Source organism: Bradyrhizobium sp. NBAIM03, from assembly GCF_020194055.1.
GTDB lineage: Bacteria > Pseudomonadota > Alphaproteobacteria > Rhizobiales > Xanthobacteraceae > Bradyrhizobium > Bradyrhizobium yuanmingense.
Window position 1 is genome coordinate 63,171 of the sequence record NZ_JADYVS010000009.1, and the last position, 11,845, is coordinate 75,015.

Consider the following 11,845-nt stretch of genomic DNA (forward strand, 5'->3'; position numbering starts at 1 on the left):
CCCATGGTATTTGCGCCCTACGCAAGGGCGCTCTCGCTCAGGAGAGGTCATGGTCACGACGTCTTTTACGCCGATCGCGTCGCTCGTTGGCGGTGCGATGATTGGCCTCGCGGCCGTTCTGCTGATGTGGGCAACGGGTCGGATCGCCGGCGTCAGCGGCATCGCGGCGCGGCTGTTTCCGCCCTATGAGGACAGCGAACTCGCTGGGCGCCTTGCCTTCGTCGCCGGTCTTGCTGCTGCGCCCGTGCTGGTCCGGCTCGTCACCGGAGGTCTGCCGGAGCAGACGATCGCGGCGGGGCCGGCCCTCCTGATCATCGGCGGATTGCTCACGGGTTTCGGTTCGGTGTGGGGCAGCGGCTGCACCTCGGGCCACGGCGTTTGCGGCCTGTCGCGGCTGTCGGTGCGCTCGCTGGTTGCGACCATCACCTTCATGGCCGCCGGCATGGCGACCGTGTTCTTGATGCGGCACTGGAACTGACGGCGATGGCAATCCTGGTTCAATTCGCGATTGGGCTGATCTTCGGCCTCGGCCTCATCGTCTCCGGCATGTCGAACCCCGCAAAGGTGCTGAACTTCCTGGACGTCGCCGGCATTCAGGCAGGGACATGGGATGCAAGCCTCGCCTTCGTGATGGCGGGCGCGGTGGCCGTGACCTTCGTCGGCTTCAGCCGCGTTCTCAAGCTTCCGCGTCCATTCTTCGCTGATCGATTCTATTTGCCGACGCGGCGAGACATCGATCCCAGGATCGTCGCAGGTCCGGCGATCTTCGGCATCGGCTGGGGGCTGGTAGGCTTTTGCCCGGGGCCGGCGCTGACCGCGCTCGGATTTGGCTCGCTCTCCGCCGTCATCTTTGTCGTGGCGATGTGCGCCGGCATGGTGCTCGCCCGCTTCATCGCTCAGCTGCCGTCATCGACGCGCTACATCACGCCGGCCGATCCACTCGAAACCTGAGGTCACGGGACCGGGCGAATAGTCTCGCCCGGTCTCCGACCATCAAGCCTTCATCGCTCACCAGCTACCGACGCCGACGCTGACGCCGGGCGCGCGAATGCCGACGCCGGCGCGCGGGCCGTCATCGTAGTGGCGATGATAGCTCCGGCGCTCATAGTAGCGGTCGCGCGGCATGTAATTGTAGGAATCGCGCACGATCACGCGCGACCCGCCGCGCGTGCGATAGCAGCGACCATCCTCGTCGCAGACGAGTCGCACCTGCTGCACGAGATCCGGATTGGTGTATTCGCTGGTCGTATAGATATCGGAAGCCTTGGCCCCCGAGGCGGCGGCCAAGGCCCCCACGCCTGCCAGCAGCGCAATAGTCAACGTCCTCATCATGTCCTCCTCGAAACTGCCCTCGGCGGTAACAAGAAGGGGAGGCGGTGATCGTTCCGGGTCATCTACAGGTTTTTCCCGGAACCTGTCGTCAGGGGCGGGTTCCTAGATCGGCTCGTAAGTCTCCGTGCCGCAGATGTCGTCGGCGTCGGCGCGCCGGCGGTCCACGACCCTGCCGTCGTTGATCGTCACGATGTAGGTCTGGGCGCCGAGCGACGTACCGGTCGCCGAGGTGAGCTGCGCGCGGACGCACGCGGTCCAGCCCGGTCCTCGCAGCTCACGATGCGGCGGGGCGACGTGAACCTCGCGCGGATAGGACGTTGCGAGAAAGACGACGTCGATCTGCTCGCGCACCACGCGCTTGACGTCGGGCGGCGCTTCCGGCGGCTGCTCGGGCTCCTTCATGCGCATGAATTCCGGCACCGGTGCGCGGCTGTCGGCAAAGCCGCAGGCACCGAGCGCAAGCGCGCCAATGAGCAGCGCCGCATGAGCAATGATCCGCAACATCCGTGAAAGGTCCCCTGCGGGCCGACAGATAGGCACGAATGCGATCGGACGAAGTCAAGGCCGATCAAGATTTGCTGAGGTCCCGGAACCCGGACATCGCTATTCCGCGATTGGGGGCTGGCTTGTACCCCAGAGGTGGGGGATTGCGGTAATGCGGATTCTGGTCATCACGCCGCCGTGCTGGCGCTGAGGGCCGCCTCAGCGCAGGCGCAGTGCCCGCCCAATGACCGCGTCGAGTCGATCGACGTTGCGGGGCTCATCATCGCTCGCGGGTGTTACGCGCGTGATTGCGAGCCAGTCATGATGGTGGTGTGCACGCGATGCGAACCTTCGTTCACATCGCGCCCGCTATTGCACGAAAGCGAGGCCGACGCGCTTGTCGCTGCGCCAAACTGTGCGACAATGCCGTACGAAATGGTCACAGGCGATCGAGAGCGTGACCGATTGCGGCAACATGACGGGAGTGTCGAGGTCGATCGCCGCGCCGCCCGCCGACATGTTTCGCACCGTGCAAGGAATGCCGCTGTTTTCGAACGTGATCTTTCCGCCCTTGAAAACACGGTGACGTTGCGATGTGCGCTTCTCAATCATCCGCGTTAGTCCTGCCGATGAGTATGAAGTAGTGCATAGAAATTACGTTGAACTAAACTCAATACTGGCGCTACTTGCACGGCGTTTCAGACTTTGTTTACGACGTTAGAGCGGCGAGCCGCTCCCACGAACCTGCCCAAAGAGCCTACCCAAAGAGCCTACACAAGTGCCTTTCCTTTATGGCGTGACACGCCGATGGAGATATTGATGAAGACTTCGCTTTCGCTTTTGTTCGCCGCAGCGCTCTCGCTGGCCTCGATACCCGCCCACGCCGTCAAGTGGGACCTCTCGACCATGACCTGCAAGCAGTTCCTCGAGAGCGGCGAGGACAACATCGGCGTCGTGCTGACCTGGATGGACGGCTGGTACAAGGGCGACGAAGACAACGCGATCATCGACACCGACATCTTCATCGAGAATGCCAAGAAGTTCGGCGCCTATTGCGGAAAGAATCCGACCGTCAGCGTCGTCACCGCGGCCGACGAGATCCTCGGCAAGTGACATTGCCGGCGCAATGACGGCAAGCGCGATCGCGCTTGCTGTCCCGACCCGATTTCCATCGAGAGCCGCGTCGAGCCTTGCGCTTCGCGCGGCTCTCTTGTTTTCAGGGCGCGTTCACCCCGGCAGCATCGCGAACGCGCTCGACACCATCGCGGTCGGCTTGCCGTCGGCGGCCGAGAGCAGCGTGACGCGGCCAAAGCTCATGGTGCGCCCGAGCCGCACCACGCGCGCATCCGCCAGCACGTCGGACGCGGCGATCGCGCGCATGAAATGCGTGGTCTGATCGACCGTGGTCATGGGACGGTAGCCGCGATTGGCCGCGAGGATCGCGATCACCATTGCGGTATCGGCGAGCGCCATCAGGGCCTGGCCGCAGACCACGCCGCCATTGCGGCACAGCCGCTCCGAAAACGGCATGCGCAGCAGCGCGCCGGGCTGCCAATCCGGGACGTCCGCGCGCGGCACATGCTCGATGCGCTCGACCGCGAGGTTGAGGTCCTGGACCCAGGGCGCAAAGACCTCGCCGAGGATGCGTCTGGCGTCGGCGAGGCCGAACTCGGCTTCTGGCTGCGTTTGCATTGCTGTCGCGCTCTCCTGTGTTGCCGGATGTTTCACCGCATTGTGCGCGCATCCGCGAGGCAAAGTCACCCGGTCTGGCGCCGGCCGCCTCGGCTTGAAAATGCCTGACTTGGCCCGATATGATGCCTGGCTTGGGTAGGGGTGGATGATGTTGCGTCGCTGTATCCTCGTCTTTTGCATGGGCCTGCTCGGTCTCGCGCTGAGCGGGTGCACCAAATGCGGTCCGATCTGGGACGATTGGCTGCAGACGCCCAAATCATGCCGATCGGATCGGCACTAGCGGCCACCGGTCGTGACCGGGCTGACGAGGATGACAGGGCACGGGCGATCCGCGCCTCATGGAAGACTTAAGGAGTGAATGATGAAGCTTTTCCGTTTGGCCGCGGTGCTGGCCGTGCTGGCGGGACCTGCCTACGCGCAAATGCCCAACATCAACTTGATGCAGGATGCCCCGAGCAAGTCGCCGGAGGAGAAGGCCATCGAGGCCGAACGTGAGAAGGCCTACAAGGAAACACTGAAGAAGATTCCGGATACCAAGGCGTCCAGCGATCCCTGGGGTGGCATGCGTGCCGAACAGCCGAAGCAGCCGGCGGCGCCGAAGGCGTCGTCGGCCGCAACCAGTGCGCCGAAGAAGGCCAAGAGCGGGACGGCCGCCAATTGACCCGTTCCGGGGAGGCACAATGCTCCTCGGAAGGACTCCTCTTGATCCGGCCCGCGCCCTACATTGTCGGTAGCGTAGTGCGCAGAGGAAGGCAGGACATGGCCGATCGTCCGCGGGATCTCGCCGAGCGGATGGCGCGCCGGCGCAAGGCGGCCGGCAAGCCCGGCCAGTCCGCCGGCGATGGCTATCTGCGCGAGACCTTCACGCTGCCGCGGGCGGCGGCACGGGAGCGGGCGCAGGCCTTCTTCGCCCGCTACCCCAAGGCCGGCTATATGAGCGAGGTCGAGACCTGGCGCGAATTGCCCGGCGGCGATATCGAGTTCACCATGCGTCGGCTGCCCAGCGCCGACTGACGCGCGCTATGGCGCAGAGGGCGAAACGGTTCAGGCCGTCTTTCGCCCGATCGCCTTCAGCTCGCGGTCGATGCGCAGCTGCACGCGCCGGATCGCCAGCAGGTCGATCCGGGTCTCGGTCTTGCCGGTCTTGATCCGGTCGCCGATGCGAAACTGCCATTGCCAGATTCCGGGAATCGCCGTCTTGGCGATGGTGAACTCGACGCCCCTGTGATTCATGGTCACCTCCCACGATTCACCCTCATGCCTGCAAACATGTTGGTCGTCGCAATATTCCGCAGAAAGCAAAATGTCGCCCACGGCCTCCGTGGTTCTCCGACCATGAACAAAGTTCCTGGAGCCCGGACGCGATGCGTTCGGCAGGCCGCGGTTCCAACCTGCGGCGCCGGATCCGCTTTAGGTTAACGGCATGTGCCTTGCTTGCCCGACTCGCGGGCAAGCAACCATGGGCGCCTCATGCTCGGCATTCCCCGCCGCTACTCGCATTTCGTCTTCGGCATCATCCAGTCCGGGCTGACCTCGCTGATCGCGGCGGGGATCGCCAGCTTTCCCGCCGGCAGCCCGATGCTCTTCGTGCGGCACTGGATGGTGTCCTGGCTGATCGCATGGGCCGCGATGCTGCCGGTCGTGCTGCTGGCGGCGCCCGCGATCCGCGCCTTCTCGCTGCGCCTGACGCAGGAGGAGCAGGAGCCCCGCCCTGGCCGGTAGCCGGGCGACCCTAGCCGGCTGGCTGACGACAGCCTGACAGGCGGACCGCCGGCAGGTGCGCGATCGAAAGGCCGCACACTGGCCCCGTACCGGTCCCAATTTCGACATCCGTCCGCACCACTGCGGACACACCCGTCGGCAAGATTTTATCCGTTCGGCGCAGCCATGGGGGAAACGTGGCGCGCCGGAAACGGGGTGGCATCATATGGATAACGTAGAGCGGTCATTCGCCGCCGCGACGGCGGCTGGCTTCGTCGTGCTGGTGATAGGTCTGGTTTTGCTGGCGGTGCTCTAGCAGGCGCTGCTGCAGACGGAACTGACGTGCTGGGCCGTCCTATCGAAGGCGCCGGCGCGCCTTGCCTCTCAAAAGTGGCAAAACAACCCCATGCACAGTAGGGGTCCTGGCGATTTCATCGCTTCGCCAATGGGTTGCTGGTAGTATTTAGCTACCTGGTGCATCCGCGGTCGCGGCGCCCCGACCGGCGATGCCGATCGGAGGTTCCGGGCAAGGAACAGAGCGGAGTGCCGCATCGCGGGCGGGCCTGGCCCGCTCCGGACGGCGGTCCTGGCAGTGCCTAATGAACCTTGATCTCGTTCAGCGGCAGACGGAGCTCGGCGGCGCGCTCTTCGCGGTCCTTCTTGCGGAACTCGTTTTCCTTGCGCTCGAACTTCACCATCTCCTCGTGGGCGGCGTCCAGCAGCGGCTTTCGCCTCAGCGTATCGTGCTGCGTGTCGTTGTTCGTCATGACCAGAGATCCCCAAAAGTTGCGGTCCCATCCCCACAGAAGGCCCGAGACCGCGAAAAGGTTCGGTGCCGCAGGATTACGGAAACATGACGGCGCCCTGGTCGCGCGTCGTTGATCCCGGTCATGGTCGCGTCGAGGAACCCGGCGTAGGCGACTATTCCGGCGGCTGCAGCCCCGGCGATTTGACCCAATCGTTCAGATGATTGGCAACGTCGGCCTGGCGCGCCTTCTTGAGCAGCGCGTCCCGCTCCGGCCCGGGAGGTAGCTTGGACGCCTGCTCGCGGACCTGCTTCACCCATGCCGACAGCCGGTCCTGAAGGGTCAGTTGCTGCTTGAAACGTCGTCGCTTCAACATGGCGCGCTCTTTCCGTGCGAGGAGGTGGGAGCGCGAGGTCAGCGTTCTCATCACCGATAGTGGCCAGGGTCCGCGCGGTGTGATGCATTAGGATCCAGAAATGGATCCGCGTCTGTTCAGTTGTGCACAGTGCGGACGGCGTGACGATCCAGCATGGCCGGTTCGACCAGCTCCGTTGTCTCCTGGTCCAGTCAGAAAGACAAAATCCGCAAAAGAACATATTGCGAACTGAGAACAAATGGGGTACATTGCTTTTATCGCCGAGCTGCCTCGCAACCGTTTGTCCCTCACGCGAATCCTCGCCATAAGGAGCACGACCCAATGTCCGCAACTGCCCTGCGTATCGTCGAAGGATCTTCCATGGACAAGAGTAAAGCTCTGGCCGCCGCGCTCTCCCAGATCGAGCGGCAGTTCGGCAAGGGCTCGGTGATGAAGCTCGGCAAGAACGACCGCTCCATGGACATCGAGGCGGTGTCCTCCGGGTCGCTCGGGCTCGATATCGCGCTCGGCATCGGCGGCCTGCCCAAGGGACGCATCGTCGAGATCTACGGGCCGGAATCCTCGGGCAAGACCACGCTGGCGCTGCATACGGTGGCGGAAGCGCAGAAGAAGGGCGGCATCTGCGCCTTCATCGACGCCGAGCACGCGCTCGATCCGGTCTATGCCCGCAAGCTCGGCGTCAACATCGACGAGCTCCTGATCTCGCAGCCCGACACCGGCGAGCAGGCGCTGGAGATTTGCGACACCCTGGTGCGCTCGGGCGCCGTCGACGTTCTCGTGGTCGATTCGGTGGCGGCGCTGGTGCCGAAGGCCGAGCTCGAGGGCGAGATGGGCGATGCGCTGCCGGGACTTCAAGCGCGGTTGATGAGCCAGGCGCTGCGCAAGCTGACGGCCTCCATCAACAAGTCCAACACCATGGTGATCTTCATCAACCAGATCCGCATGAAGATCGGTGTGATGTACGGCTCGCCGGAAACCACCACCGGCGGCAATGCGCTGAAATTCTACGCCTCCGTCCGCCTCGACATCCGCCGCATCGGCGCGATCAAGGAGCGCGACGAGGTGGTCGGCAACACCACGCGCGTCAAGGTGGTCAAGAACAAGCTGGCCCCGCCCTTCAAGCAGGTCGAGTTCGACATCATGTACGGCGAGGGCGTCTCCAAGATGGGCGAGATCCTCGATCTCGGCGTCAAGGCCGGTATCGTCGAGAAGTCCGGCGCCTGGTTCTCCTATGACAGCCAGCGCCTCGGCCAGGGCCGCGAGAACGCCAAAGCGTTCCTCAAGGGCAACCCCGACATCACCGCCAAGATCGAGACCGCGATCCGCCAGAATTCCGGTTTGATCGCCGAGCAGATTCTGGCCGGCACGCCGGAGCGCGACGCCGACGGCGAGGAGCCGGCGGACGAGTAAGACCTAACGCGAAAATTTTTCGCGAGGAGCGGGCACTGAGGACGTTGAGTTGCCGACGTCTTCGGTGCCCGTTTCGTTTTGCGTGAGGGCGCGTCGACGATGAAGCGTGTGATTCTGACTAGTTCGTCCGGCGTTGGTCTCACCTATGCCGGTCGTGCTGACATGGTCGTCCCGTTGATCTTTCGGTTCGTTTGGGGGCCGTTGCCTACGTCGCACCACCTCGAGGACTATCTTACGGGAGGCTATTACAGGGGCGATCCGGAGGTGCGGTGGTCCGATCTTGTTGGCCGGTTGCCTCAGACCGGTCTCGCACACAAGGAGACTGGCCTGGTTTGGTTTTGCGAGACCTATGGCGTCGAGTTCATCGAGCTGTGGTTCGACCCTGAGCCTAACAGTCAATTGCAACTGATCTGGATCCTGGACTATTTGCGGTCCCATCCATCGATCACCCATTGTCTGAGACTGCGACGGGTCAATTTCGATCTGCGCGAAGCGGACGGCCCGCAACTTCGCGATCGTACGGTGCGGGAATCGGAGATCGCAGAGTGCGACTTCGAGATAGCCAACATGGCCTGGGAGGCGTATCGGGCGCCGACGCCTGAACTTTGCTTCGGGTTGCTGACAAGGGATTTACCCAGGCTACCTTTCCTGAAGCCGGCTCTGGAAGCGTTGCTAGCTGAACTGCCGTCACCAATCACCGGATTGGGCGCGACGGAGGCGCGGCTTATCGAGCTGATTGCAAGGGGGCACAACCGTACAAAAGAACTGTTTCAGCCGGGCGGGCTGCTCGAAACGCGCGTGTTCGACCAGTGGGAGCTGGGTCCGTTGCTCGAAGGGCTTGCGTCGGGCCCGATGCCGGCGGTCGCAGGTCTCGATCCGAAACTCGCGACGCTCGCCCCGCACGATGCGCGAGGTCGCAACGCCGCCTATCGTCGGAGCCGGTTGTCGCTGACCGAATTTGGCAAAGCGGTTCTGGAAGGCCGCGAAGATTTCCGTCGCCACAATCCGATTCGACGTTGGTGGGGCGGCACGCTTCTCACCAATGAACGGCTTTGGCGGTGGGATGGCGAGCGCCGGTTGTTGATTGCGCCCTAGCGGCGCACGCAGTGCCGTAGGGCCGAAGGCGTAATCCACCACCGTTCGGTTCAGCGGACGCAGAAGTGGTGGGTTACGCGTCGCGGACTGCGCTTTGCGCAGCCGCGAGGCTAACCCACCCTACACATCCTACTCCGCAGCTTCTGCGTAATCGCTCACCGGCGGGCAGGAGCACACCAGGTTGCGGTCGCCGTAGACGTTGTCGACGCGGCCGACGGGGCACCAATATTTGTCGGTGCGCGAGACGCCGTCGGGGAAGCAACCTTCGCTGCGGGTGTAGGCGCGCTTCCAATCGTCGTCGGCGATGTCGTGCACGGTGTGCGGGGCGTGGCGCAAGGGCGAGGCTGCGATCTCAAAGCGACCGGCCTCGACCTCGGCGATTTCCTTGCGGATCGCGATCATGGCGTCGCAAAAACGATCCAGCTCGGCCTTGGATTCCGATTCGGTCGGCTCGATCATCAGCGTGCCCGGTACCGGGAAGCTCATGGTCGGGGCGTGGAAGCCGTAATCGATCAGGCGCTTTGCGATGTCGTCGACGGTGACGCCACTCGTCGTCTTCAGCGGACGCGGATCGACGATGCACTCATGCGCGACGCGTCCCTTCTCGTTCTTGTAGAGCACCGGGAAATGCGGATCGAGGCGCGCTGCGATGTAATTGGCGTTGAGGATCGCGATCTCGGTGGCGCGCTTCAGGCCTTCACCGCCCATCATCAGGATGTAGATGTAGGAGATGGTAAGGATCGACGCCGAACCGAACGACGCGGCCGAGACCGGACCGACCGGCGCGTCTGCCTTCGTCGCGGGGTGGCCGGGGAGGAACGGGGCGAGATGCGCCTTGACGCCGATCGGGCCCATGCCGGGGCCGCCGCCGCCATGCGGGATGCAGAAGGTCTTGTGCAGGTTGAGATGGCTGACGTCGGCGCCGTAATCGCCGGGCCTGGAAAGGCCGACCTGCGCATTGAGGTTGGCGCCGTCGAGATACACCTGGCCGCCATGGCCGTGCACGATGTCGCAGATCTCGCGGATGTGCTCCTCGAACACGCCGTGGGTCGAGGGATAGGTGATCATGACAGCTGCGAGGTCGTTCGCGTGCTTCTCCGCCTTGGCGCGGAGATCATTGACGTCGACGTCGCCGTTCTTCTCGCAAGACACCACCACCACGTCCATGCCGACCATCGCGGCCGATGCCGGATTGGTGCCGTGGGCGGAGGAGGGGATCAGGCAGATCTTGCGATGGCCCTGTCCGCGCGCGGCATGATAGCCGCGGATCGCGAGCAGCCCGGCATATTCGCCCTGCGCGCCCGAGTTCGGCTGCAGCGAGATCGCGTCATAGCCGGTGATGTCGCAGAGCCATTTCTCCAGGCGTGCGAACAGCGCGTGATAGCCTTGAGCTTGCTCGCGCGGGGCGAACGGATGCAGCGAGCCGAATTCCGGCCAGGTCAGCGGCATCATCTCGGTGGTCGCGTTCAGCTTCATGGTGCAGGATCCAAGCGGGATCATGGCGCGGTCGAGCGCGAGGTCGCGATCACTGAGCTTGCGCATGTAGCGCAGCATCTCGGTCTCCGAGCGGTGCGCATGGAACACCGGATGGGTCAGGAACGCGGTGCCGCGCTTCAAGTCGTCCGGCAGCGCCTCGCGCGTCTCGGCGTCGATCTCGGCATAGGCAAGCTTGCCGCCGAAGGCGCGCCAGACGGCTTCGACCGTCGCGGGCGTCGTGGTCTCGTCGAGCGCGATGCGAAGGGCGGTATCACTGATGCCGAGATTGATCTTCTCGGCCAAAGCGCGCGCGACGATCTCCTCGCGCTTGCCGCTGCAATCGACGCTGAGCGTGTCGAAGAAGCTTTCGCTGGCAGGCGCAAAGCCGAGCTTGCGCAAGCCGGTCGCGAGCACGGCGGCGCGGCGATGCACGTTGCGTGCGATCTGGGCCAGGCCCTCGGGACCGTGATAGACCGCATACATCGAGGCGATCACGGCGAGCAGCACCTGCGCGGTGCAGATGTTGGAGGTCGCCTTCTCGCGGCGGATGTGCTGCTCGCGGGTCTGCAGCGCGAGCCGATAGGCCGGCGCACCGCGGGAATCGATGGAGAGGCCGACGATGCGGCCGGGCAGCGAACGCTTCAGCGCATCGTGCACCGCCATATAGGCGGCGTGCGGCCCGCCATAGCCCATCGGCACGCCGAAGCGCTGGGCCGAGCCGATGGCGATGTCGGCCCCGAGCTCGCCGGGCGAGGCGAGCAGCGTCAGCGCGAGGAGGTCGGCGGCTAGAATCGCGAGTGCGCCCTTGGCCTTCAGCGCGGCGATCGCGGGCCTGAGGTCGCGCAACGCGCCCGAAGAACCGGGGTATTGCAGCAGCGCACCGAGCACGTCCGCTTTGTCGAGATCGGTGAGGGGATCGCCGACGACCAGAGTCCACCCCAGCGGCTCGGCGCGGGTGCGCATCACCGCCAGCGTCTGCGGATGCACGTCCTTGTCGACGAAGAAGGCCCTTGCCTTGACCTGCGAGTGGCGCTCGGCGAGCGCCATGGCTTCGGCCGCCGCGGTGGCTTCATCGAGCAGCGAGGCGTTGGCGACGTCGAGCCCGGTGAGGTCGCAGATCATGGTCTGGAAGTTGAGCAGCGCTTCCAGCCGGCCCTGGCTGATCTCCGGCTGGTAGGGCGTATAGGCCGTGTACCAGGCCGGGTTCTCCAGGATGTTGCGCTGGATCACCGCAGGCAGGATGGTGCCTGAATAGCCCTGGCCGATCAGCGAGGTGAACACCTGGTTTTGACGCGCAAGCTCGGTCATGTGCGCGATCGCCTCGGTCTCGCTCAAGGGCTTGCCCAGATCGAGCGGGGCGGCCTGCCGGATCGAGGCCGGCAAGGTCTCCGCGATCAGCGCATCGACGCTCTTGGCGCCGACTGTCTCGAGCATGGCGGTGACATCGCGCGCCGATGGGCCGATGTGGCGGCGGACGAAGGAGGTGGCGGTGTCGCCGTTGGACTTGCGGTGCGCGGTCATCATTGGGTCCTCG

Annotated in this window: 16 protein-coding genes; 8 read left to right on the plus strand and 8 right to left on the minus strand. The window is 64.5% G+C overall.

Going from position 1 to position 11,845, the window contains the following annotated elements; translation table 11 throughout:
- The first annotated feature begins 49 nt into the window (after positions 1-49).
- Both I6F21_RS15685 and I6F21_RS15690 read left to right on the plus strand, forming a co-directional pair.
- A complete protein-coding gene (locus tag I6F21_RS15685; protein ID WP_036013017.1) occupies positions 50-478 on the plus strand; it encodes a YeeE/YedE family protein in 429 nt (142 codons plus the stop codon).
- A gap of 5 nt (positions 479-483) precedes the next feature.
- The gene (locus I6F21_RS15690) at positions 484-951 is read left to right on the plus strand and encodes a DUF6691 family protein (protein ID WP_036013015.1); all 468 of its coding nucleotides are present in this window, start codon (positions 484-486) and stop codon (positions 949-951) included.
- Positions 952-1,008: 57 nt separating this feature from the next.
- Here the strand turns inward: I6F21_RS15690 and I6F21_RS15695 are convergent, their stop codons facing one another.
- The 3 genes from I6F21_RS15695 to I6F21_RS15705 form a co-directional block, all read right to left on the minus strand.
- Positions 1,009-1,332, minus strand: coding sequence for a hypothetical protein (locus tag I6F21_RS15695; RefSeq protein WP_036013014.1), 324 nt, complete (start codon positions 1,330-1,332; stop codon positions 1,009-1,011).
- Between the two features lie 102 nt (positions 1,333-1,434).
- Positions 1,435-1,836, minus strand: coding sequence for a hypothetical protein (locus tag I6F21_RS15700; RefSeq protein WP_036027875.1), 402 nt, complete (start codon positions 1,834-1,836; stop codon positions 1,435-1,437).
- A 348-nt stretch (positions 1,837-2,184) separates the two neighbouring features.
- Positions 2,185-2,427 carry a PilZ domain-containing protein gene (locus I6F21_RS15705; RefSeq protein ID WP_036013011.1) on the minus strand — a complete coding sequence of 81 codons (243 nt, stop codon included), beginning with the start codon at positions 2,425-2,427 and terminating at the stop codon, positions 2,185-2,187.
- Positions 2,428-2,634: 207 nt separating this feature from the next.
- Here I6F21_RS15705 and I6F21_RS15710 point away from each other — a divergent pair, with 207 nt between their 5' ends.
- The gene (locus tag I6F21_RS15710; RefSeq protein WP_225139748.1) at positions 2,635-2,928 is read left to right on the plus strand and encodes an HdeA/HdeB family chaperone; all 294 of its coding nucleotides are present in this window, start codon (positions 2,635-2,637) and stop codon (positions 2,926-2,928) included.
- Between the two features lie 114 nt (positions 2,929-3,042).
- Here the strand turns inward: I6F21_RS15710 and I6F21_RS15715 are convergent, their stop codons facing one another.
- Positions 3,043-3,507 carry a PaaI family thioesterase gene (locus I6F21_RS15715; RefSeq protein WP_225124725.1) on the minus strand — a complete coding sequence of 155 codons (465 nt, stop codon included), beginning with the start codon at positions 3,505-3,507 and terminating at the stop codon, positions 3,043-3,045.
- Positions 3,508-3,868: 361 nt separating this feature from the next.
- On the opposite strand from I6F21_RS15715, the gene I6F21_RS15720 reads away from it, so the two are divergent.
- Both I6F21_RS15720 and I6F21_RS15725 read left to right on the plus strand, forming a co-directional pair.
- Positions 3,869-4,168: a hypothetical protein gene (locus tag I6F21_RS15720; protein WP_128264514.1), complete on the plus strand. Its 300-nt coding sequence runs from the start codon at positions 3,869-3,871 to the stop codon at positions 4,166-4,168.
- A gap of 98 nt (positions 4,169-4,266) precedes the next feature.
- The gene (locus tag I6F21_RS15725) at positions 4,267-4,521 is read left to right on the plus strand and encodes a hypothetical protein (protein WP_036013009.1); all 255 of its coding nucleotides are present in this window, start codon (positions 4,267-4,269) and stop codon (positions 4,519-4,521) included.
- 30 nt (positions 4,522-4,551) lie between these two features.
- On the opposite strand, the gene I6F21_RS15730 is transcribed toward I6F21_RS15725, so the two are convergent.
- A complete protein-coding gene (locus I6F21_RS15730) occupies positions 4,552-4,740 on the minus strand; it encodes a hypothetical protein (protein WP_109143203.1) in 189 nt (62 codons plus the stop codon).
- Between the two features lie 237 nt (positions 4,741-4,977).
- Between I6F21_RS15730 and I6F21_RS15735 the strand changes: the two genes are divergently transcribed.
- The gene (locus tag I6F21_RS15735; protein ID WP_225183336.1) at positions 4,978-5,229 is read left to right on the plus strand and encodes a DUF2798 domain-containing protein; all 252 of its coding nucleotides are present in this window, start codon (positions 4,978-4,980) and stop codon (positions 5,227-5,229) included.
- Positions 5,230-5,804: 575 nt separating this feature from the next.
- Here the strand turns inward: I6F21_RS15735 and I6F21_RS15740 are convergent.
- Positions 5,805-5,975, minus strand: a complete 171-nt coding sequence (locus tag I6F21_RS15740) for a hypothetical protein (protein ID WP_225114240.1) — start codon at positions 5,973-5,975, stop codon at positions 5,805-5,807.
- 154 nt (positions 5,976-6,129) lie between these two features.
- Positions 6,130-6,330 carry a hypothetical protein gene (locus tag I6F21_RS15745; RefSeq protein ID WP_036043863.1) on the minus strand — a complete coding sequence of 67 codons (201 nt, stop codon included), beginning with the start codon at positions 6,328-6,330 and terminating at the stop codon, positions 6,130-6,132.
- A 321-nt stretch (positions 6,331-6,651) separates the two neighbouring features.
- On the opposite strand from I6F21_RS15745, the gene recA reads away from it, so the two are divergent.
- A complete protein-coding gene (recA, locus tag I6F21_RS15750; protein ID WP_027577058.1) occupies positions 6,652-7,740 on the plus strand; it encodes a recombinase RecA in 1,089 nt (362 codons plus the stop codon).
- 99 nt (positions 7,741-7,839) lie between these two features.
- On the plus strand, positions 7,840-8,835 hold the full coding sequence (locus I6F21_RS15755) for a hypothetical protein (RefSeq protein WP_036012995.1): 996 nt from the start codon (positions 7,840-7,842) through the stop codon (positions 8,833-8,835).
- A gap of 129 nt (positions 8,836-8,964) precedes the next feature.
- Here the strand turns inward: I6F21_RS15755 and gcvP are convergent, their stop codons facing one another.
- On the minus strand, positions 8,965-11,832 hold the full coding sequence (gene gcvP, locus I6F21_RS15760) for an aminomethyl-transferring glycine dehydrogenase (protein ID WP_225139947.1): 2,868 nt from the start codon (positions 11,830-11,832) through the stop codon (positions 8,965-8,967).
- Between the last annotated feature and the right edge of the window lie 13 nt (positions 11,833-11,845).